A 21,865-nucleotide genomic window follows, 5' to 3' on the forward strand; every position below is an offset into this window, starting at 1 on the left:
GGCAACTGGGCCTAATTACATTCGGAGAACATTGTTGCATAAACCCAGCGTGCTTTGCATATTCGGGAGAAAATAAAAAAGACCGCTTTGTCTGTTATTGCTAGACCGGTAGGTTTTCACTAACCGACGAAAGGCAGCAAATTATGACCACCGCCACACAGCGAAAGCCACGTGCGAAGAAACCGGAAGGCCAGTGGAAGATTGACGGCACCGCGCCGCTGAACTCCGACGAGGAAATCAAGCAGGCCGACGACGCCCTAGCAGTGCGTCAGCGCGTCATTGATATCTACTCAAAGCAGGGATTCTCCTCTATTCCCGCAGAGGACCTGGCCCCACGTTTCAAGTGGTTGGGTCTATATACCCAGCGCAACCAGAACCTAGGCGGGGAGATGACATCCAAGCTCAGCAACGCCGAGCTACAGGACGAGTACTTCATGATGCGCGTGCGCTTCGACGGCGGCCGCGCGGATCCCGCCAAGCTGCGGGCGGTGGGAGAGATTTCGCGCGATTATGCGCGCTCCACCGCGGACTTTACGGACCGCCAGAACATCCAGCTGCATTGGATTCAGATTGAAGATGTCCCCGCCATCTGGGAGAAACTGCGCTCTGTGGGGCTGGATACCTTGTTGGGCTGCGGCGACGTGCCCCGCGTCATTCTTGGCTCACCGGTAGCGGGAGTGGCTGCCGACGAAATTATCGACGCCACCCCAGCCATCGAGGAGATTAAGAATGATTACCTCTTGCGCGATGAATTCCATAACCTTCCGCGTAAATTCAAGTCCGCCATCTCCGGCAACGTGCGTCAGGACGTGACCCACGAGATCCAGGACGTTGCCTTCGTGGGGACGCAGCATCCGGAGTACGGCCCGGGCTTCGATTGCTTCGTGGGCGGGGGCTTGTCCACGAACCCAATGCTCTCGCAATCCCTCGGCGCGTGGATTCCGCTCGAGCGCGTGCCGGAGGTATGGGCCGGTGTGGCGCGCATCTTCCGCGACTATGGCTTCCGTCGCAACCGCAACCGCGCGCGTCTGAAGTTCCTGGTGGCGCAGTGGGGCATTGAGAAGTTTCGCAAGGTACTGGAGGAGGAATACCTCGACGCGCCGCTTCTCGATGGCCTCCCGCTCCCCGTCGCTCCCGGCAACCGCGATCACGTGGGCGTGCACCGCCAGCAGGACGGCAAGTTCTACGTCGGCGTGAAACCCACCGTGGGGCATGCCACTGGCGAGCAGCTCATTGCCATCGCCGACGTGGCCGAGAAATTCGGCATCAGCCGCATTCGCACGACACCGATGAAGGAGCTGCTTTTCCTCGACGTGGAAGAAGAGGACATTCCCGCGCTGTCACGTGCATTGGATGAGACGGGCCTATACTCCCAGCCCTCGGAGTTCCGCCGCGGCGTCATCTCCTGCACCGGCCTGGAGTTTTGTAAGCTCGCGCACGTGACCACCAAGGCCCGCGCCATCGAGCTCGTCGACATCTTGGAAGATGCCCTCGGTGACCTCGACGTCCCGCTGTCTGTTGCCCTCAACGGCTGCCCCAACGCCTGTGCGCGTTCGCAGGTAGCGGATATCGGGCTCAAGGGACAGATCGTGACGGATGCCGATGGCAACCGCGTTGAAGGTTTCCAGGTCCACCTTGGCGGCGCCCTCGGGCTATCTCCGGACTGGGGCAGAAAGCTGCGTGGGCACAAGGTGGTGGCGGATGAGGTTCCGGACTATGTCATTCGCTTGGTCAACAAGTACAAGGAACAGCGCGAAGACGGCGAACAGTTCCGCCACTGGGTCTTGCGCGCGGACGAGGAGGACCTGCAGTGAATTTTCGCCGTCAACCTAACCCCAACCGCAATCACCCAGCCTTTTGCCCTTATTGCGCTGGGACAAACCTTTTCCCAGATGAGGAAGATGATTTTGCCTGGAAGTGCGAAGAGTGCCTCCGCATCTTTTCTGTACGCTTCCACGGCCAAGACGATGCCCCCGTAGCGCCCGCGCCGGCGGTCTCCTCCGCGGAGGCGCTGCAGCGCTCTCTCGCTCGCCGCGGCCATTCCACCGCGAAAACTCAGAATTAAGGAAACCCACCATGACCGCCCCGACCGCTACCACGGCATTACTAACCTTGTCACACGGCTCACGCCACCCTGAGGCTGCAGCGAACGTTATGGCCCTGACCCACGCCGCTGGCGAATTGGCCGGTGTGCCGGCCACCGCCGCACACTTAGAATTCAATAACCCGCCACTTGATGAGGCGGCGCGCTGCCTAGCAGCGCAAGGAATACGCGAGGCGGTCGTTGTGCCATTGCTCTTTACCGAGGGCTACCACCAGCGCATCGACGTTCCTGAAGCTGTGGCCCAGGCTTCTTCGGCATCTGGAGTGCGCCTTCACCAAGCCCGTGGACTCGGTACCGGTGAGGACATGGCGCGTCTGCTGGCAGAGCGAGTTCCAGAGGGAACAGATACCGTTGTGCTCTATTCTGTCGGCTCCTCCGATGAGCGTGCCAACGCCGCCGTTGCTGGTCTAGCGCGTCGTGTCGGTGAGCTTGCCGGTTGCACAGCGAAGGTTGCCTATGCCACGCGCGGTGCGCGCCAGCCCGTTGACTCGGGCGGAGAACAGGAGGTCGTCGTGCCACTTTTTGTGAGCCCTGGCCTGCTTTTAGATCGCCTCGACGAGGATGCAGGGCGCAGCGATGGGGAGACTCGGCAGATTCTCCCTCCGCTGGGTGAGGCACTCGCCGGCATTGTTTCCCACCGTTATGCGGAGGTGGCCCATGCGTAGCCTCATTCTCATCGCGGTTGCGGGTGCCGCCGCGCAGCTTGTCGACGGTGGCATCGGCATGGGCTTCGGCGTCACCTCCACCACCATCCTGCTGCTAGCTGGCTTGGGACCCGCGACGGCCTCCGCCGTGGTGCACGCCTCGGAGCTGGGTACCACCTTGGTCTCCGGAATTAGCCACTGGCGTTTTGGCAACGTGCACTGGCCTACGGTGCTCAAGCTCGGTGTGCCGGGAGGCCTGTCAGCCTTCATCGGAGCGACGGTTCTGTCTAACCTTTCTCTCGAAGCTGCCGCGCCCGTAACGTCTGCGATTCTCGTGGTCCTAGGCATCAACCTCGTCTGGCGCTTCTCGCGCCCACGGAGCCGCACATCGCAGGAAACTCGACAGCACTCCACTCCTCTTCTCGCGGGGCTCGGCGTGGTGGGAGGCTTTGTCGATGCTTCAGGCGGCGGTGGGTGGGGCCCGATTTCCACCTCGACGCTCATGGCGGTCGGCCGTGAGCAGCCGCGGCGCATCGTCGGCACGGTCAACACCGCAGAATTCCTTGTTACTTTTGGTGCCACGGCGGGCTTCATCGTTGGCCTCTGGGAGGAGATCGTGGCTAACGCTGCCGCGGTTGTAGCGTTGCTTATCGGCGGGGTGATTACCGCACCGATTGCAGCCTGGCTCATCTCGCGCATCAACCCCACGCTCCTTGGGGGCTTCGTGGGCACGGCTATCGTAACGCTCAACATTCCTAGGGCCCTAGGGTGGGCGCTGGCGCATCAGCAGATCCTTCTTTTGCAGGTCGCTGCGCTGGTCCTCGGAGTTGCTCTCACGGTCTGGGCGAATCAACGCCGGGCTCGATCCGCGCAGGGCGCGGAGGGGGATAGCACTTCGCAGCAGCGCACCGGCAGCCGCGTCGTTGAAACAGCGGAGCCGACCGGCCGCGAGACCGCCCATGCAGGAAGCTCCGCGGATTCGGAGGACGAGCGCGTCGGAGTTGAGTAGAACTTGGCGCTAGAGCCCGGCAACTTCACCGATGACGATGACCGCCGGGGGAGCCACCGAGTTCTCTTCCATCGTGGCCCCTAGCTCAGCCAACTCGCACTGGAATGCTCGTTCGCCATCGAGGGAGCCTTCCTGAATGATGCGCACGGGGGTGTGGGGCGACAGGGAGGCGTCGATCAGCGCAGCAGCGATAGCGGCCGCGTTTTTGACACCCATGATGACAGACAACGTAGCCCCAGATTGTGCCAGTGCTGCCCAATCCACCAAAGACTTGGGATGGCCTGGCGGCAGGTGCCCGGAGACCACCGTGAAGGCATGAACGACGCCACGGTGCGTCACCGGCGTTCCCGCCAGTGCGGGCACCGCGACCGCCGAGGTCACCCCGGGGATCACTTCCACCGGGATGCCCGCTTCCGTAAGCGCAGTGAGTTCTTCGAAACCACGCCCAAACACATAAGGATCCCCACCCTTGAGGCGGACCACGCGGCGCCCCTGGCGGGCGTTGTCAACCAGAATCTCGTTGATGCGCTCCTGGGCCACCTGGGCGCGGTAGGGGATCTTGGAGACGTCGATAAGTTCCTTGGTGCCTATATCGCACAGCTTATCCAGCTGGGCGGTTGGACCGAGGTGATCTGCCACGATGACCTCGGCCTCCTGCAGCGCCCGCATGCCACGCACGGTGATGAGATCCCACGCGCCAGGGCCGCCGCCGACAAGGACTACCGGATGAATGCTCATGGCCACTAATCCTAGCTATGCTCGGGCCTATGACTTCCTATGACCCCGAAACCGTGGGCTTCTTTGACATTGCCCACGAAGGCGCCCAGGCGCGCGTGGTGGCTGCATCCGTGCCGGAGCTTGCTCGCGTGCTGGGCGGACTCCGCCCGCGCAGCGTCGTCATCCTTGCCGCCGACCAAGTTTCCCGCGCTGCCGCTCACGTTGCTGTGGGCCTAGCTGAGCCCGCTGAAGTCCCCATCATGGTCAGCGAGTCACTACCGCGCTTTACCGGTGCCCTCGATGTCGTGGTGGTGGCGGGGGATAGCCCGTGGGCGGAGCGCGCGCTGCATACTGCTGCGCGCCGGGGTGCTACGACAGTCCTTCTCAATGAGATCGACGACGCCCCCGAGGACACCATCGTCATTGACAACCTACCCACCGCCGAAGGGATCTCCCCGGTGCGCGTGATTACAGCTGTGCACGCGGTGTACGCGGTGCTGAGCGAAGACCCAGTTCTCGTTTCCCGCCGTGTGGAGGACGTCGCCGATGCAGTGGACCGTGAGCTGGAAGCACTATCCCCGCAACGTGACTCCACGACGAACCCTGGGCGCGCGTTGCGTGAATTCGTAGAGGGCGGGCGAGTCATCCACAGCTGTGGGCCCGATCCTTATGCGCTGTCGGAGGAGCGTACGCGCGTGCACCTTGACGCGCTTGTTGCCCGTATGGCTGGTGCGCTGTGGGCAGCCCACGGGCTGGGAGGGACCGTTGTTGATGCGGAAGGCTTAGGGCCGATTCTGCAGACAGACCCGACTGACATCTTCTACGACCCGTTTGAAGCGGAAGAGCCTTTGGTACCCTTGAAAATTGTTTTATGGGGACAGGAAGAGGCGAACCTTCCCCACTCTTTTGCAGCAGCGAGCGCCGACACCTCCTGTGGGGAATTGGCCCGCTCGCTGCAGTTGATTACGCGCAGTTATGCCGCGACCGCCTACGACGTGAAATAAAGGATTTCAATGAAGTTGCTCACCAGCGCTGCCCGCAATTATTCGTGGGGTTCGCGCACGCTTATCCCGACGCTGCTCGGCGAGCCGGAAGCCCACAGCCCGGTAGCAGAGCTGTGGTTCGGTGCGCATCCGGCTGACCCTTCAACGATTGGGGAGGAGAAGCTGGATGAGATCATCGCGGCCGACCCCCATGGACAGCTGGGACAGCGGGTGGCTGACAAGTATGGTGCCGGCCTGCCCTTCTTGCTGAAGATTCTGGCAGCCGCCGAACCGCTATCGCTGCAGGCGCATCCTTCGAAACAGCAGGCCGAGGAAGGCTTTGCCCGCGAGAACGCGGCGGGAATCGATCTCACGGCAGCTAATCGCAACTACAAGGATGACAACCACAAGCCGGAACTCATCGTGGCGCTCACCGAGTTTTACGCCATGGCGGGATTCCGCCCCCTTGCGCAGACCCGCAGCCTCTTCGCGGCTTTGGAATGCGAAGAACTAGCGCACTATGAAGGCATGCTTGATGCGGATCCAGCCGCCGAAGGCGATAGTCTCCGCGCGCTGTTTACCACCTGGATTACGATCCCTGGCCCCAAGCGCAAGGAACTGATCAATGCGGTGGTGGCTGCTGGTGAGCGACTGTGCAGCACCCAGGCAAGTGAGCCGTGGATGACCACCGTGATGGGTACCGTGGCCAAGCTCAATGAACAGTACCCAGGTGATATCGGCGTTCTGGGAGCGCTTCTGCTCAACCACATTGTCCTGCAGCCGGGGGAGGCGATTTACCTCGACGCCGGGCAGCTGCATGCCTATGTCTCCGGCTTAGGCGTAGAGATCATGGCCAACTCCGATAACGTGCTACGCGGCGGATTGACCCCGAAGTTCGTTGACGTTCCTGAACTGGTCAAGGTCCTCACCTACGAGGCGGCTGAAGACCCGCGAGTGGAGTTAGTGGATGCCTCCGAAACCGGAAACGTGAAGGGCGCGAAGGCATGGTCCTATCCGGTACCGATTGAGGAATTCCTGCTGGACCGTGTAGAGCTTTCCGGCGAGGAGAGCGTCGATGTCGACAGCGATGGCCCGATGATTCTGCTGTGTACCTCCGGCGCAGCTGCGTTGAGCAACGCGGAGGCAGAGAGCCTCAACTTAAGCGCGGGCCACGCTGCGTGGCTCCCTGCCAACGAACCTGTTGCTACCGTCCGCGCTGCCGGCGCCGAGGGTGCTGAGGTATTCATCGCCCGCGTCTAAGCCCATGGCGTGCGGCCAGCCTTAAAACTGCGCAGCTGCCCAGGCTTTGTGTGCGCCTGGGCAGCTGTGAGGGGATTTAAGTGTGAGAGAATTTAAGCCGACTCTGTGATCGCCGGTCCGGCGGTTGGCTCGGGGGAGCTTTCAGCCGGAGCAGTGGCGGTGGGGGTTGCTGCAGAAGGTTCCTCGGCAACGGGGGCATCATCCGTCGGCGCCGCTGGGGTGGGAGCCTCGTTGCTTCGATGAGTCTCGGCGTCGCGCCCCGGAGTTTTCGCGCCATCGCCGACTAGTGGGGCGGTTCCTTCCCACGGTTTCTTGCCTGCTTCGCGGGGTTCTGTGGGGTTCTCAGCATCAGGTGCGGGAGCTTCGTGGGTGAACCCAGCTGGCCGCGGATTGAAGGACTCAGGGGAGTCAGAAGGTTCTTCAGGCTGTGGCTGCCCGGAGGACTGCGGGCCAGCGTGGTGGTCCTCCGTTGGGCTCTCTTGTGGAACGATCGTCGGTGACTCCGGTGTGGTCGGCGGCTGCGTCGGTTCTGAGCTCGGCTGAGGAGAGCCCGGTACTGGCGACCCAGGGGCCGTCGTAGCGGAACCTTCAGATGGCGGCGCAGTGGGCGCCGTGCTGAGCGGCGCCTGCGGGTACTGCGTGTTCGGTGTTACCTGCGGCTGCTGGTTCTGCAGCGAGGAGACATTATCAGGGCGGTAGACAGCCGTGGGCGCAGCCGGTTCCGTGCGGTTCACCACGGCATTCGGTGCCAAGTACGGATCCTCCGCGGGTGCGGCAACCTGAGTCTGGGACTGCTTGGAGCGCGTCGAGGTCGGGGAGGCCGTGGTGGTGTAGGAGTGCGTTGCCGAAGATGACGTGGCCGGAGCGCTTGAGGCAGCGGTGGCGGCGGAGGGCTTGGATACCACGGAATCCGGCGCGCTCATGCGCCAAACTGCGATGCCAACGGCGACGGCGCACAGGAGGCCTGCCACGACGAAAGCCACAATGCGGCGAGGGGTGCTCGTCATGCGGGGTGCTCTCCTTCCTACTTAAATTGCTGCGCAAAAGCCTGCTCAAATGTCACAAGACGGTAACAACGATAACACGAAACTGAGGATAGTAAATGGGCTGGGCAATAATCCCCACGCGCTTCTTATGCGAGCCGGTCTTCGGTGCGCTGTAGAAGGAGAGAGAAATGTGAAAGAGGAAGGAAAGGTAGATAGCTAGTGCCGTAATAAAACGGGCCCGCGGGAGCAAGCCTTGCATACGTGCGCCTAAAGAATGGTAGAACTTGGATTAGATAGCGGCTGCGCGGCGTGCCCCGCCTGCGAATCCGCACCGGCCCACCGTGGATATAAGAACACAGACCCCTAATTCACCAGAGCATAAAGGAGAAAACAATGAGCTCATGGGATGAAGACATCTTCGCTGACGAGGCCAACGTCGACTTCTTGGATGAACTGGCTGATCTAGAGGATGAAGAGATCGTTGCTGCGGTCGATGATGCCTGCGCGCTTGCGGCTTCAGGTGAGGCGCAGACTGAAGAGGAGCAGCGCAACGCCCTAGCGGCGGCCACGATTGCTGCCATCTGGGCAGGTGCTCCGTTCAGTGCCGGGGAGGTCGTTGAGGACTACCCCTTCATCCGGGATCTCGCCGGCTCCGGCAGCGAGAACCTGAACGAAAACGCGCTCGAGCTGATCGAAGGTGTGGAAGAGGACTATGACCTTGAGCCCTTCATTGAGGCTCTGTCGTAGAGCCAGCTTTCCTAGAAACAGCTCGAGCACCAGATACACCAAGCATGCTGATCAGTATTGAAGGAATTGACGGCGCGGGTAAGAACACCATCACCCAGCGCTTGCGGGAAGAACTAGCCTGCGATGTCGAAGTCTTAAGCTTCCCGCGCTACGAAGACTCCATCCATGCCCAGCTCGCGCAGGAGGCGCTCTACGGGCGTATGGGTGACCTCACCGATTCGATCTACGGGATGGCCACGCTCTTTGCGCTGGATCGGCGGGGCGCCAAGGAACAGCTCCTCACCGCCGCTGCGTCCTCGGACTCTCTGCTCATTCTGGACCGCTATGTGGCCTCCAACGCCGCGTACTCTTCCGCGCGGGTGGGAGGGGAGCTCATTGTTGATTGGATTTATGAGCTCGAATTCGAGCGCTTCGGCCTGCCGGTGCCGCAACTGCAGGTCTTTTTGGATACCGACGTAGCCCTTGCCGGCCAGCGTGCCGTGGCCCGTGCAGCAGAGGATGAGGGACGCAACCGCGACCGCTATGAACGCGATGCCGCTCTGCAGTCACGCACGGCGGCTGCCTACCGTCGGTTGGCGGAGCAGCAGTGGGCAGGGCGGTGGATCGCCACCGCGGATGCCGATATGATTATCCAAGCTGTCAAGGAGCTTGTAGGAGAACAATAACGTGGCACCGAAAATCTTGGTCGTGGATGATGATCCGGCGATTGCCGAAATGCTTACCATCGTGCTCGAGGCGGAAGGGCTGGAACCTATTGCCGTCAACGATGGTAATGAGGCCATCCCGGCCTTCCGCGAGCATGACCCCGATCTGATCCTGTTGGATCTCATGCTTCCGGGCATGAACGGCGTTGATATCTGCCGTGCCATCCGTACCGAGTCCTCGGTGCCTATCGTGATGCTCACCGCAAAGACCGATACCGTCGATGTGGTCCTTGGCCTCGAATCGGGGGCGGATGACTACATCACCAAACCCTTCAAGCCGAAAGAGCTCATCGCCCGTATCCGTGCGCGCCTGCGCCGGATTGACGGGGGTACGAGCGAAATAATTGAGGTAGGGGACCTGCTTATCGACGTCCCCGAGCACACCGTCACCCGTAAGGGCGGCGAGGAGATCTCGCTGACCCCGCTAGAGTTCGACCTCCTGCTGGAGATGGCTCGAAAGCCCGGACAGGTGCACACCCGCGAGGCGTTGCTCGAATCCGTCTGGGGTTACCGCCACGCTTCCGATACTCGCTTGGTCAACGTGCATGTTCAGCGCCTGCGCGCAAAGATCGAGCACGACCCAGAAGATCCACACATCGTGCTCACGGTGCGCGGTGTGGGATACAAGACTGGAAAAATCGCCGAGTAAAGGACTACCGCTATTTTTGGTTGGTTAAGGCGAGCCCGGGATGGCGTCGTCGAGCGCTGGCGCACGTCCCTGCAGACACGTGTCTTGGGCATGATGCTGGTCGCCTCCACGGTGGTCATGATCATCCTGGCGTATGCACTGGTGTCGGTGTTGACACAACAGCTCGTGAGCCAGAAGGAAGACACCGCACTGCAGGAGCTCGACCGCGCCCGTGTGGCCGTGGAGCAGCAGATCGATGCCACCGGCACAGCAAATTCAACGCAGGTGCGCATCAACTCTGCGCGCGCCGCCTTGGGCCAAATGTCGGCGCAACAGCCCGATGCCCAAGCCGTGTATGAGCCGGTCATCGTCGTGGAAAACTCAGACGGCACGGCCACGACCTCGCCGGAGGGCTACCGTATTCCCGATGGGATGCGCGAGCTCGTCGGCCGCGGTCAGGTTGTCCAGCAATATGCCACGGTGGACCAGCAGTCGGGGGCGACCTATAACGCGTTGATGGTGGGCACACCCATCGAAAGTGATATCCCGAATACCCAGGTCTACCTCGTATTGTCCATGGAGTCCGAGGAGTCCACGATGGCGCTTATGCGTGGTCTGCTCTCGGCTGCCGGAGTGGTGGTCGTGGTCCTCCTCGTGGGTATTGCCTGGCTGGCTACCCAGCAGGTGATCGTCCCGATTCGCTCCGCATCCCGCATTGCACAACGATTTGCCGCCGGCCACCTGCGCGAGCGCATGGTGGTCAACTCGGATGATGAGATGGGCCGCCTTGCTTCCTCTTTCAATGACATGGCAGACAAGCTGTCAAAGCAGATAACCCAGCTGGAGGAATATGGCGACCTCCAGCGGCAGTTCACTTCCGATGTCTCTCACGAGTTGCGCACGCCGCTGACGACGGTGCGCATGGCGGCGGATGTCATCGCGGAAGACGCAGAAGAGTTCAACCCCTACACCAAACGTTCGGCGGAGTTGCTCATCAAGGAGCTGGACCGTTTCGAGGACTTGCTCGCGGACCTTTTGGAGATCTCTCGCCACGATGCAGGCGTGGCTGATTTGTCCACGGCCTCCCTTGATATTCGCTCCTGCTTGGACTCCGCACTGAGCCAGGTGGAACACCTCGCCGCCGAGTTGGGGGTGGAGGTTATCGTTCATGCCCCAGAGGAACCCGTGGCTGTGGAATGCGATTCGCGCCGCGTCGAGCGCATCTTGCGTAACCTGCTCGCGAACGCCATTGATCACTCTGAAGGCAACCCCGTTACCGTGGATATCGACGCGACTGAGGATGCTGTTGGCATCGCCGTCACCGATTCTGGCGTGGGACTCAAGGAAGGTCAGGAGGAGCTGGTGTTCAACCGCTTCTGGCGCGCGGATTCCTCGCGCAAGCGCCACTCAGGCGGAACCGGCTTAGGCTTGGCCATCGCTCGCGAGGATGCCGTGCTCCATGGAGGCACTCTGGATGCCATCGGCTACTTCGGCATCGGCTCGCGCTTCCGTCTAATCCTGCCACGCACCCCGGGGGAAGCGGTGGAATCTGAGCCCATTGCCCTCGAGGTCCCGGGCGCTGCGAAGCCCGTCGAAGCGGAGGAACAGTCCGCGCTCGACGTGAGCACTGAACCAGGAGCCCCTGCAGTAAAGGCAGAGCCGGATAACGGGATAGTGTGGCCCTCGGAGCGCGAAGCGCGTGGCGCGGAAGCGCCGTTCAATCAAGACATCGTCCCCGATTTCGACGAGGAGGCCCAGCGATGATTCCGGCCCGCCGCTCACTCGCAGTGCTCAGCTGCGTCGCGCTTACTACCCTCGTCGGGTGCTCGACCTTGCCGCATAACACTGATCCCCAGGTGATCGGCACCTTTGAACCTCATGAGCGGGCAGACGATGCCGTCGTGGAGCCCCGCACCGATAGCGAACCGGACCTCTTAGTCCGTGACTTCTATTCGGCCGTGGCGATTCCCACTGGCAACTACGCTGCTGCGCGCACCTTCCTTTCCTCCGAAATCGCTAATTCCTGGGATCCCACGGATACCGTGCTCGTCGTGGATTCCATCGACCTTGTGACCTCAAACATGGAAGACGGTGCCCTCGAGTATTCGGTGCGCGGCAACATCATCGGCCGTCTGGCGAATGGCGGGGCCTATGTCCCGGATAACTCGCGTCTTGAGGCGACTGTCCGCCTGCGCCAGTTCAATGGGCAATGGCGCATTACCGACCTGCCTACTGGCGCGGTGATCGAGCGCACGGAACTGCGCAACCGCTACCGCCCGCAGTCGCTGTACTTCTTCGGTACAACCCAGCGCCTACTGGTGGCGGACCGTCGGTGGCTCTACTCGGGAAAGGACTCGATCGCTTCAGAGTTGGTCACCCTCCTGCTACAGGGTCCGTCTTCCGATATCGCTCCGGCGACCTCCACCTTGATCCCGAAGGATGCCACTTTCTTAGGCATCAACGATGGTGTGTATGAATTCAGCGGGATGTCAGCAATGAGCCAGGAGGAGCGCCTTAAATTTGCCTCCCAGTTGGTCTGGACTCTCAACAATGCGGAGATCACTAATTCAGTTCGCGCCACCATCGATGGCAGCCCCTTGGTTGACAACATGGAGGAGATGACCATCGATGATTTCGCCGAGTTTAACCCAGAGGTAGCTGCCCAATCCGTGCCCAAGCTCTACGCCGTCAATGATGGCTCCCTGCTGGAAGTCAAGGGCGAAGGTAGCACCGAGGTACAGGGCATGGCCGGCCAGATCCATGACATCCAGTCCGCCGATATCTCGGATGAGGGGATGGTGGCCGCGGTGCGTAAGCGTTCTGAGAAGGAATCGCAGCTGGCGATGGGCGAGCTCGGCCACGGACTCAAGGGTTCGGTCAAGGGCGAAACCCTAGCCCGCCCCACCTTTGAGGTGGGCGGCCAGGTGGCGTGGACCGTTGTTGACGGCAAACATGTAGTCCGTGTGACGCGTTCGCCGGCGACTGGCGAACTGAGCACCGCGGAGGTGGACACCTCTGCACTGGAGAACGTGGAGGGAGAGATCTCGGTCATTCGACTGTCCCTCACGGGAGCCCGTATCGCCATGATCATCGACGGCAGCATTTACACCGGCGTGGTGGCCCGCGCGACCTCGGGCGAGCGGCGTATCGTCAACATCCACCAAGTTGGTCCAGAGCTGACCGGCTCGGCCTTGTCCGTGGAGTGGCAGACGGATGGTTCTTTGCTCGTGGGTACCTCGGCGTCGAATTCGCCCGTGTGGCGTATTGAGCAAGACGGTTCCTCTGCTACCACCTTACCCACCGGAAATATCACCGCGCCGGTGGTGGCGGTGGCTTCCTCACCGTCGACGCACTACGTCACCGATGCGCATGCTCTACTGCAGCTTCCCGCAGGCGGATCTGAACGCTCGTATTGGCGTGAAGTCGAAGGCCTGCAGGGAGTGCGATCCTCACCCATCATCGCGCGCTAGAGTCGCGCTAAAGTGGGGCGCATGCCGAAGAATCGGGGGATAGGGGAGGCCACGGCTGCTCTCGTGGAGCTTTTCTTGCCACGCCCCTGCGCTGGGTGCGGGGGAGAAACAGCTGCGGGCGGGGTGTTGTGCGCTTCCTGCCAGGAACACTTGCGGCAGGTTCCACGCCGGGTGGAACGGCCGCGGCCCCTGGGGTTTCCGGCATGGGCTCTTGGTCCCTATTCCGATACTCGCCGTGGTGTCATCATCGCCATGAAGGAACACGGGCACCACGCAGTGCGTGCTCACCTCGGGGCGGTGTTCGCTGCCGGCATCGATTACTTGCGCGCCCGCGGTGATATCCCGGAGACTGGGTTGCTCGTGCCAGCGCCGACGCGCGTGTCCTCGGCTCGTCGCCGCGGTGGCGATCCTGTTGCCGCGCTGTGCCAGGCAGCGGCTGCCAGGCTTCCAGGCTGGGCTGTGGTTAATGCCCTGAGCACGGCTGAAAGCAGTGCGGATCAATCAGAGCTCAGCGCCGTGGAGCGCGCCGATAACATGCGGACAGCCGTGCTGTTGCGTCCCGCCGCCCGCGAACTGGTGGGGAAGAACGTGATGCTTGTCGACGACGTCATTACCACCGGCGCAACTCTGCGTGCTAGCGCCGCGCGTGTATGGGCTATCGGGGGTGACGTCGCGGGCGCGATTGTGCTGGCAGATGCGTAAGGCGGGCCATCATCATGCATGAGTGTAGGGGCCAGTCATCGTGTAGGTTATGACCAGTGGTAACATGAGGGGTGTCACAGGGAAGCGGGCTTCCGGCTCCTTATCACAGGCTTGTAGAAGTCCGCAGAATGTGCAGTCATTCAGTCCCCACGAGTATAGGGAGGCATTTCATGTCCCAGCAGACCAACGCTCAGGTCACCATCACCGGCCGTAACGTGGAGGTTCCGGAGCACTTCCAGGAACGTGTCACTGAAAAACTAGCCAAGATCGAGCGCCTTGATCCGACCCTGACCTTCTTCCACGTGGAGCTGCAGCACGAGCCGAACCCGCGCCGCGAGTCCGAGGCAGAGCGTCTGCAGATCACCGCTACCGGTAAGGGGCACATCGCTCGCGCCGAGGCGAAGGAAGATTCTTTCTATGCGGCACTCGAGACCGCCCTGGGCAAGATGGAACGCTCCCTGCGCAAGGTTAAGGTGCGCCGTGAGAACGTGAAGTCCGGCCACCGCGCCCAGAAGGGTACTGGTCAGATCGCCGCTGAGTTGGTCGCTGAAGCTGAGGCGGCTAAGCCCGCTAAGGAAGAGCGCTACATCGATCCCTACGCCGAGACTGTCGAGGATGTTCGCCCGGGCCAGGTTGTCCGCTTCAAGGAGCACCCGGCAACCCCGATGTCTGTTGATGATGCGCTCAGCGAGATGGAGCTGGTCGGCCACGACTTCTACCTCTTTATCAACGAGGAGAACAACAAGCCTTCTGTGGTTTACCGCCGCCACGCATTCGACTACGGTCTTATTTCCCTGACGGATGCTGATGCTTAAGGCCTGAGCCTTAAAGGCCGTAGGGCCTAACACACAGGCTCCCTGCCCCGCAGCGCACACGCGCAGCGAGGCAGGGAGCCTTCTTATGTCTCTATTAGGCATTGTTAATCTTCGATCATCTTTTTTCGTGACGGCCGAGGGGAGCGTCCTGCAAACGTCGGGGTGGGGACAGAATTGCGCTTTGGGTTGGGTGGCGAATCGTGAGAGAAAAGCTAGTGAGTACAATGGCGACGAGTTAACTTATTTGTCGCGACAAGAAGGACTATCTAGACGTGTTTGGACTTTCCAAGCTGCTCCGTGCCGGTGAGGGGCGCACCGTCAAGCGCCTGGCCAAAATTGCAGATGATGTTATTGCCTTAGAAGATAAATTCGCGGCGCTGTCGGACGACGAGCTCAAGGCTAAGACTGACGAGTTTAAGAAGCGTCTGGCGGATGGCGAAAAGATGAATGACATCCTTCTCGAAGCCTTCGCCACCGTGCGTGAGGCTGCCTGGCGCGTGCTTGACCAGAAGCACTACAAGGTGCAGGTTATGGGCGGTGCCGCCCTGCACTTCGGCAACGTCGCTGAGATGCGCACCGGTGAGGGCAAGACCCTGACCTCGCTGCTGCCGGCCTACCTCAATGCGCTGGAGGGCAAGGGCGTACACATCGTGACGGTCAACGATTACTTGGCCAAGCGTGACGCCGAGATGATGGGCCGTGTCCACCGCTGGCTGGGCCTCACCGTTGGCGTCATCCTCTCCGAAATGCGCCCTGCGGAGCGTAAGGAAGCTTATGCTTGCGACATCACGTACGGCACCAACAATGAGCTGGGCTTTGACTACCTGCGCGACAACATGGTCCGCTCGCTCAATGACACGGTCCAGCGTGGCCACAATTACTGCATTGTGGATGAGGTTGACTCCATCCTGATCGACGAGGCCCGTACCCCGCTCATTATTTCCGGACCGGTCGACGGCTCCTCCCAGTTCTACGGCGTTTTCTCCAAGCTAGCGCCGAAGATGCGCGAGGGCATCCACTACGAGGTGGACCACAAGAAGCGCACCATTGGTGTGCTGGAGGAGGGCGTCGAATTCGTCGAGGATCAGCTGGGCATTGAAAACCTCTACGCCCCAGAGCACTCCCAGTTGGTGTCCTACCTCAACAATGCCTTGAAGGCGAAGGAGCTCTTCACCCGCGATAAGGACTACATTGTCCGCAATGGCGAAGTGCTGATCGTGGATAGCTTCACCGGCCGTGTTCTGGCTGGCCGCCGCTACAACGAAGGTATGCACCAGGCTATTGAGGCAAAGGAAGAGGTGGAGATCAAGAACGAGAACCAGACTCTCGCCACCGTTACGCTCCAGAACTATTTCCGCCTCTACGACAAGATTTCCGGCATGACCGGTACCGCAGAAACCGAGGCTGCTGAGTTGCACTCCATCTATGGGCTAGATGTGGTGCCGATTCCGACGAATAAGCCGAACCAGCGTACCGATCACTCCGACCGCATCTACAAGACCCAGGAAGCCAAGTTCGCTGCGGTGGTGGATGACATCGAGGAACACGTTGCCGACGGCCAGCCGGTGTTGGTGGGTACCACCTCCGTGGAGCGCTCCGAGTACCTCTCGCAACTGTTGAGCAAGCGCGGAATCAAGCACTCGGTACTCAATGCGAAGCACCATGAGGAAGAGGGACAGATCGTCGCCCGTGCCGGCCGCCCGGGCGCCGTAACCGTCGCCACCAACATGGCCGGCCGCGGTACCGATATCGTGCTCGGCGGTAACCCCGAGGTCATCCTGGATGAGAAGCTGCGCGAGCGCGGCCTCGATCCCTTTGAGGATGAAGAGAAGTACCAGGAGGCCTGGGACGCCGAGATTGATCAGGAGAGGGAACGCTCCAAGCGCCTGGGCGACGAGGTCCGCGAGGCCGGCGGCCTGTACGTATTGGGCACCGAGCGCCACGAGTCGCGCCGTATTGATAACCAGTTGCGCGGCCGTTCCGGCCGTCAGGGTGACCCGGGTGAGACCCGTTTCTACCTGTCCATGCGTGATGAGCTCATGGTGCGCTTCGTGGGCCAGTCCATGGAGAATATGATGAACCGCCTCAACGTGCCAGATGATGTGCCGATCGAGGCCAAGATGGTCTCTAACTCCATCAAGGGTGCACAGGCACAGGTGGAAAACCAGAACTTTGAGATGCGTAAAAACGTGCTCAAGTACGATGAGGTACTCAATGAGCAGCGCAAGGTGGTATACGCCACCCGCCACGACATCCTCGAGGCCAGCGACATCAAGGACAACATCCGCGAGATGATCAACGACACCGTGTCTGCTTACGTGGCGGGTGCGACGGCTACCGGCTACGTGGAGGACTGGAACCTAGACGAGCTGTGGAATGCGCTGGAATCCCTCTACGGGCCGACCATGACGCACGAGGAGCTTGTCGCCGGTACCGAGTACGGCTCCGCCGGCGAGATTTCTGCGGAGCAGCTGCGCGATGCACTGTTGGCTGATGCGAATTCCGAGTATGACCAACTCGAAGAAGCTGTGAGCGCTATCGGTGGTGAGAGCCAGATGCGCAATACCGAGCGCATGATCATCCTGCCGGTTATTGACCAGAAGTGGCGCGAGCACCTCTATGAGATGGATTACCTCAAGGAAGGCATCGGTCTGCGTGCCATGGCGCAGCGAGATCCTCTGGTGGAGTACCAGAAGGAAGGCGGCGACATGTTCAATGCCATGAACGACGCGGTCAAGGAAGAAACCGTGCGCCAGCTGTTTATGCTGCGCAAGCAGTTCAAGGCGCAGGAAGAGGCAAACGCAGTGGATGAAGCGGAAGCCTAGGGCAACCTTGATGCGCCAGCGCTAGTCAACGCAGGACGCCGTGGGAACCAATCCCCACGGCGTCTTTTTATTGGAAGTAGTTAGGTATATACTGTCAGGACATTAATTATTGTTCTTCGGAGGTTGAGTCAGTATGCGCCGCTTGTCTCTGCGAGTAGGTCTATCCGTGTTCGCATCTGCCACCCTGCTGGGTGGCGGCGCAGCTGCTTCGGCTGTGGAACTAGCCCCAGAAGAGCAGTGCCAGCTGGCCTCCGTATTGGGCTCTCAAAGCGATGACTCCCTGAAGGGCGCTGCACTCAGCTCGCAGGATGTTGTCTCCACTCAGTGTGGCGCGGTGTCTGAACCGGAAAGTCTTGATGAAGCTACTGCGAAGCTTCCCGTGGTGGGGGCCACCATGTTTGGCGGCATCAGCCTAGCTTTGGTGAGCGCTTCTGCAGCCTTCGCCGGAATCGATTGGACACCCATCCTGATCAAGCTGGGATCGATGTTTTAAGACCAGCGCTAAGTCATAGGCGTGATTTCTAGGGCTCCTCAAGGCCGCAAACTCATCTTTTCAGAACCTCTGTCTCTTGTGTCAGTGGGTTTGCAGGCCGCCCGAAAGTAAGCGGAAAGACCGCAGGTGTCGGCCGGTTGCAGCGCCGGTAAAAGCGCGCCGTGTTGAGCCTAAGAGCACCGAACCGAAGAACTCACCATTTGAGCGCGCGTGCAAGCTGCGCAGCGTCATTCCTCCGTGCGATTCTGCAGCTGCCTGGGCTTTCCTCCAGGCGCGCACATGCTTAGTGATTTCTGGGGCGAAGCGTGGGTTATTGAGATGACTCAAAGGCCGCAAGGCGGCGGCGACTTCGAGAACTATGACAACGAGACCACGGATCTCTTCCCGCGTGGCCAGGTCGCGAGCTGTGGGCTCGCGCTCATAGCGGATACGTTGCGGGGCAACATACAGTTGTAGGTGGCTCATGCCGGGGATGGGGGTGTACATGTGAATAGCGTCCTCTTCCGCAGTGCGCGGTACGGAGGAAAGCGCTGAAGCAAGGATCGGGGATGGCACAGAGAAGGAAGCTGGATGTACGTTCATTGTGCCATGGCAGCCCCGTCTGCGGCTAGAGCTTTGCAGCGCATTGGCCGGTGAGAGCAGGCGGGCGGTATGTTCGCTATACTTTCGGACGATAAACACAGTTCAATGCGAAGGGTAGATAATATGCGTGGACTCATCGTCGATTTTGTAGGCGTGCTTGACGGCACCGAAGAGGACGTCAAGCGCTGGCGGGAACTATTCGCCGCCGCGAAATCCAACGGAGTTGCCACCGCTATCCTTTCGAACGATCCGGGCGGCCCAGGTGGGGAGCACATTCGAGAGTGGGAATACCGCGGCATCGTGGATGCCGTGGTGCTTTCTGGCGAGGTTGGCGCTGAGAAGCCGGACCGTGCTGCCTTCCAAGCCGCGGCAGATGCTATTGACCTGCCGATTAATGATTGCGTCATGGTGGATGATTCCATCGTTAACGTGCGCGCTGCTGTGGAGAACGGCATGGTGGGCATGCTCTACACGGTCTTCGATCGCACGAGCGTTGAGGTTCAGGCAGTCTTCGACATTGAAGGTGAGTTCTAAGTGTCGAAGGATGTGCGCGTCTTCCTGCCGGCTACCTTCGGTATGCTGGCTGAGCTTGAGGAGACCGGCCAGCTCGCTGCCCGCAGTGGTTGGGGTTTTGCGCTAACACCCGCGTTGCGTGAGTTCTATACCGAAGGCGACGAGGAAGAAATTGAGTACTCTGCCTTCCTTGAAGCTTCCATGGCTTCATTGCGCCTGCTGGCTATCGGGGACGAAGAAAAGTTTCCCCACCGACGCGTGGTCATCTCCGTCGACGTGGATGAGTCCGTGGTGACTCCGAAGCCAGACATGGGTGAGCCCGTCGTGGCCCTCAACCCTGCCACGATCACGAAGGCTAACCTGCAGGCTATCCACGTGGATATCGAGGAATCCGAAGCCGCTACGGCCAAGGCTATTGACGCTATCGATAACGCAGACCTCGGGGACGAGGACGCTGAGCTCGCAGTCGGTGATGCTTTGGACAATTTCATGGCTTTCTATGACCCCACCGAACTACCCATCCTCGTGGAGCTTCTCTAAGGATCTACTGGGAAATAATCACCGGTGCCTCACGCGTGGTGCTAGTCTAAGCCTCTAACGCCATCGCTTAAGAAGGAGCACCACCATGAAGAGATCCCGTCTTGCTAGCCTTGTCACCGCCGCTGCCCTGAGCACCGCTGCGCTTGTCGCCGCACCAGTTGCCGGCGCAGAGGAGCCTGCAGCACCGATCGCGCAGGTGCACGCGGATCGCAGCAAGCCGGAACCTGGGAACCCAGACCCTGATATGGCCGTGAAGCCCACGACCCCGTGGCTGCGCATCCTGGAAGGTTCATCCCAGGGTCCAGCGGCCGTCATTATCTCCGTCCTCTTCGGCATCATCAGCATTGGCTTCGCCGCCTACAAGGAGTTTGGTGATTACCTGCCCAAGTTGGGCTAATTATTGATAATCTGCGGGGGTAAAACTTTAGCTCGATCGAAAGGTTTCCTCAGTATGTCTTCCTCTCGCCTTCGCCGCGTAGTTGCTGCTTCCAGCTTGTCGGTTGCGGTTCTTGCCGGTGGTGTCGCAGCCCCCACGGCGGGCGCGGTAAGCACCACCATCAAGGATGAGAAGTGCACCATCACCTTGAGCGAGGAGGAAGCCAGCGACCTGAAGAATGCGGAGTCGAAGGCCAATGATGTCGACAGCAGCTTGCTAAAGAATGGCCTTAAGATTTCGCCCAAGGACGCGGAGAAGCGTGCTCGCGCCGTAGAGGACCAGTCGGAAGAGCTCTACCGTGCACTGGCAGGTTACGAGGCGGAGGTCGAGCTCGGTGATGAGAACGCGGTCAAGCGCGCCAAGAACAACATTGCGGTGGTAAAGGCCTTCCGTGGCATCGCGCCGGAGTACATCAAGGCGCTCAACGCCTGTGCGAAGAAGGAAGAGTTCAATAAGAGGGAGGCGAGCGGTGCCAACACTTCCTCCAATATCGATACCGGCGGCGCTATCATCCTCGGTGTTACCGGCGGCTTGGCCGTGATCCTGATGGTCCTCCGCGCGGCTGGCCCCTTCCTTAAGACTGTTCTGCCGCCGCAGCTGGCAGATATGTTTCCGGCTTAAGAAACACTCGTTGTTCATCTTCAGTCTTTCACGCTGAAGAATAAAGGCCTGTGGCTCTCATTTCCCCTGCCAGTGCGGGCCTAAAACTCCGATTGCGCGCTTTGACACATAAAATGCTGTTCGAACCAATTGATTTAATGGCTGGCTTCAGAACTTGTTCAGGGGCAGGGGACGGGTTGGGAACTAATACCTTTGAGGGAATTGCAGCGCGTGGTCGTTGACGCGAGACCTGCATCATGTGTTGCGCTTGGGACGCATACGGCCGGTTTTCTTCTTTCTTCAGAAAAGCCGGGTCCTTTGCATGCTGATGTGAGGTTACATCGTCAAAGCAGCGGTGTGCTGTGGGATCCGGGAATGTCAGCGTTCTTTGAAAAGTAGTCCACCGGATGAGGAGTGGATGCCTGGAGCTGAATTTTGAATTTCGAAGCAGAAGTGTTCTTGTTGCAAGTGTCGATACGGGTGTGGTGAAAATCTCGGCGTTCCGCCCTGTGAAGAGGGCGCTTGATTAGACACCAGTTTGTAGGCGTGTCGAAAACATGTAGGTCTGTACGAAAAGAATTTGCGTAGGAATTTTTCCTTTTGGTTGATGCGCTTTGATAGCACCTGGGTGCCGTCGATATCTAAGACGCAAGCGTGGTGAAAGTATTTGCCAACGTCCATGCCGATGACATAGTCGTAGGTCATGCCAGACCTCTTAGCGAATTGAACGAATGTGAGACTTATATCATCGTTGGTGGTCGGACATACTTCACACTGGCATCCACATTTCTTGAGACCTCGCGCATACTGTGCGGGGCAGGTTCCTATTAGCAGTCTGGAGTATGTCACTGCCTTCGGCGACATCCCCCCGGATCACTTTTCAGACAGGGACGAAAACAAGCTATACCGGAGCCAGCGACTAGTTCCACTGCCACAAGGCAGAAGGAACGCAGATAAACTTAGCCTGCCCCAGCATGGGGCTAGGAGTACGAATCCTGAGTTCCTTCAAGCGGAATTGCTAACGACGTAATGCGACGACCTCATGGTAATCGCGCTGGGAGCGACAGTCGTTGAGGTAGCGCAGGAAGACGGCCACGAGCATGGTGC

At 60.2% G+C, this 21,865-nt stretch carries 22 protein-coding genes and 1 pseudogene; 19 read left to right on the forward strand and 4 right to left on the reverse strand.

Going from position 1 to position 21,865, the window contains the following annotated elements; genetic code table 11:
- Positions 1-143: 143 nt before the first annotated feature.
- The 4 genes from CAURIM_RS03430 to CAURIM_RS03445 are packed head-to-tail and all read left to right on the forward strand — an operon-like array spanning position 144 to position 3,757.
- On the forward strand, positions 144-1,814 hold the full coding sequence (locus tag CAURIM_RS03430; protein ID WP_070644137.1) for a nitrite/sulfite reductase: 1,671 nt from the start codon (positions 144-146) through the stop codon (positions 1,812-1,814).
- Positions 1,811-2,065, forward strand: coding sequence for a hypothetical protein (locus CAURIM_RS03435; protein WP_070644136.1), 255 nt, complete (start codon positions 1,811-1,813; stop codon positions 2,063-2,065). Before CAURIM_RS03430 ends, CAURIM_RS03435 begins: the two co-directional genes overlap by 4 nt.
- Positions 2,066-2,076: 11 nt before the next feature.
- Positions 2,077-2,769, forward strand: coding sequence for a sirohydrochlorin chelatase (locus CAURIM_RS03440; protein ID WP_201828596.1), 693 nt, complete (start codon positions 2,077-2,079; stop codon positions 2,767-2,769).
- Positions 2,762-3,757: a sulfite exporter TauE/SafE family protein gene (locus CAURIM_RS03445; protein WP_201828595.1), complete on the forward strand. Its 996-nt coding sequence runs from the start codon at positions 2,762-2,764 to the stop codon at positions 3,755-3,757. Before CAURIM_RS03440 ends, CAURIM_RS03445 begins: the two co-directional genes overlap by 8 nt.
- A 9-nt stretch (positions 3,758-3,766) precedes the next feature.
- On the opposite strand, the gene cobA is transcribed toward CAURIM_RS03445, so the two are convergent.
- Positions 3,767-4,495 carry a uroporphyrinogen-III C-methyltransferase gene (cobA, locus tag CAURIM_RS03450; protein ID WP_070446179.1) on the reverse strand — a complete coding sequence of 243 codons (729 nt, stop codon included), beginning with the start codon at positions 4,493-4,495 and terminating at the stop codon, positions 3,767-3,769.
- 29 nt (positions 4,496-4,524) lie between these two features.
- Here cobA and CAURIM_RS03455 point away from each other — a divergent pair, with 29 nt between their 5' ends.
- Positions 4,525-5,478, forward strand: a complete 954-nt coding sequence (locus CAURIM_RS03455; RefSeq protein WP_236659312.1) for an exopolyphosphatase — start codon at positions 4,525-4,527, stop codon at positions 5,476-5,478.
- A gap of 9 nt (positions 5,479-5,487) precedes the next feature.
- Positions 5,488-6,717, forward strand: coding sequence for a mannose-6-phosphate isomerase, class I (gene manA / locus CAURIM_RS03460; protein ID WP_201828594.1), 1,230 nt, complete (start codon positions 5,488-5,490; stop codon positions 6,715-6,717).
- Positions 6,718-6,809: 92 nt separating this feature from the next.
- Here manA and CAURIM_RS03465 read toward each other — a convergent pair whose 3' ends face one another.
- The gene (locus CAURIM_RS03465) at positions 6,810-7,724 is read right to left on the reverse strand and encodes a DNA-directed RNA polymerase II (protein WP_201828593.1); all 915 of its coding nucleotides are present in this window, start codon (positions 7,722-7,724) and stop codon (positions 6,810-6,812) included.
- 372 nt (positions 7,725-8,096) lie between these two features.
- Here CAURIM_RS03465 and CAURIM_RS03470 point away from each other — a divergent pair, with 372 nt between their 5' ends.
- From CAURIM_RS03470 to CAURIM_RS03510, 9 genes are all read left to right on the forward strand, one after another.
- Complete coding sequence (locus tag CAURIM_RS03470; protein ID WP_070446169.1) at positions 8,097-8,450, forward strand: DUF4259 domain-containing protein; 354 nt, start codon at positions 8,097-8,099, stop codon at positions 8,448-8,450.
- Positions 8,451-8,494: 44 nt separating this feature from the next.
- Positions 8,495-9,115, forward strand: coding sequence for a dTMP kinase (locus CAURIM_RS03475; protein ID WP_070644122.1), 621 nt, complete (start codon positions 8,495-8,497; stop codon positions 9,113-9,115).
- Between the two features lies 1 nt (position 9,116).
- Entirely contained in the window at positions 9,117-9,803 is a 687-nt protein-coding gene (gene mtrA, locus CAURIM_RS03480; protein WP_070446165.1) for an MtrAB system response regulator MtrA, read from the forward strand.
- A gap of 69 nt (positions 9,804-9,872) precedes the next feature.
- On the forward strand, positions 9,873-11,546 hold the full coding sequence (mtrB, locus tag CAURIM_RS03485) for an MtrAB system histidine kinase MtrB (protein ID WP_290206556.1): 1,674 nt from the start codon (positions 9,873-9,875) through the stop codon (positions 11,544-11,546).
- A complete protein-coding gene (lpqB, locus tag CAURIM_RS03490; RefSeq protein ID WP_201828591.1) occupies positions 11,543-13,252 on the forward strand; it encodes an MtrAB system accessory lipoprotein LpqB in 1,710 nt (569 codons plus the stop codon). Before mtrB ends, lpqB begins: the two co-directional genes overlap by 4 nt.
- A 21-nt stretch (positions 13,253-13,273) precedes the next feature.
- Positions 13,274-13,954, forward strand: coding sequence for a ComF family protein (locus CAURIM_RS03495; protein WP_049754559.1), 681 nt, complete (start codon positions 13,274-13,276; stop codon positions 13,952-13,954).
- A 170-nt stretch (positions 13,955-14,124) separates the two neighbouring features.
- Positions 14,125-14,769: a ribosome hibernation-promoting factor, HPF/YfiA family gene (hpf, locus tag CAURIM_RS03500; protein WP_010189188.1), complete on the forward strand. Its 645-nt coding sequence runs from the start codon at positions 14,125-14,127 to the stop codon at positions 14,767-14,769.
- Between the two features lie 272 nt (positions 14,770-15,041).
- Positions 15,042-17,594 carry a preprotein translocase subunit SecA gene (gene secA, locus CAURIM_RS03505; protein ID WP_070719616.1) on the forward strand — a complete coding sequence of 851 codons (2,553 nt, stop codon included), beginning with the start codon at positions 15,042-15,044 and terminating at the stop codon, positions 17,592-17,594.
- Between the two features lie 133 nt (positions 17,595-17,727).
- The gene (locus CAURIM_RS03510; RefSeq protein WP_070446156.1) at positions 17,728-18,087 is read left to right on the forward strand and encodes a hypothetical protein; all 360 of its coding nucleotides are present in this window, start codon (positions 17,728-17,730) and stop codon (positions 18,085-18,087) included.
- A gap of 81 nt (positions 18,088-18,168) precedes the next feature.
- Here CAURIM_RS03510 and CAURIM_RS03515 read toward each other — a convergent pair whose 3' ends face one another.
- Positions 18,169-18,642, reverse strand: coding sequence for a hypothetical protein (locus CAURIM_RS03515; protein WP_236659311.1), 474 nt, complete (start codon positions 18,640-18,642; stop codon positions 18,169-18,171).
- Between the two features lie 150 nt (positions 18,643-18,792).
- Here CAURIM_RS03515 and CAURIM_RS03520 point away from each other — a divergent pair, with 150 nt between their 5' ends.
- From CAURIM_RS03520 to CAURIM_RS03535, 4 genes are all read left to right on the forward strand, one after another.
- Entirely contained in the window at positions 18,793-19,203 is a 411-nt protein-coding gene (locus CAURIM_RS03520; RefSeq protein ID WP_201828590.1) for an HAD-IA family hydrolase, read from the forward strand.
- Positions 19,204-19,215: 12 nt separating this feature from the next.
- On the forward strand, positions 19,216-19,722 hold the full coding sequence (locus tag CAURIM_RS03525) for a DUF6912 family protein (RefSeq protein ID WP_201829629.1): 507 nt from the start codon (positions 19,216-19,218) through the stop codon (positions 19,720-19,722).
- An 85-nt stretch (positions 19,723-19,807) separates the two neighbouring features.
- Entirely contained in the window at positions 19,808-20,119 is a 312-nt protein-coding gene (locus CAURIM_RS03530) for a hypothetical protein (RefSeq protein WP_070446152.1), read from the forward strand.
- Positions 20,120-20,173: 54 nt separating this feature from the next.
- Complete coding sequence (locus CAURIM_RS03535; RefSeq protein WP_201828589.1) at positions 20,174-20,779, forward strand: hypothetical protein; 606 nt, start codon at positions 20,174-20,176, stop codon at positions 20,777-20,779.
- A 549-nt stretch (positions 20,780-21,328) separates the two neighbouring features.
- Here the strand turns inward: CAURIM_RS03535 and CAURIM_RS03540 are convergent.
- A pseudogene (locus CAURIM_RS03540) lies at positions 21,329-21,463 on the reverse strand (IS110 family transposase); the annotation flags it as partial.
- Positions 21,464-21,865: the final 402 nt, after the last annotated feature.

The organism is Corynebacterium aurimucosum, assembly GCF_030408555.1.
Lineage (GTDB): Bacteria > Actinomycetota > Actinomycetes > Mycobacteriales > Mycobacteriaceae > Corynebacterium > Corynebacterium aurimucosum.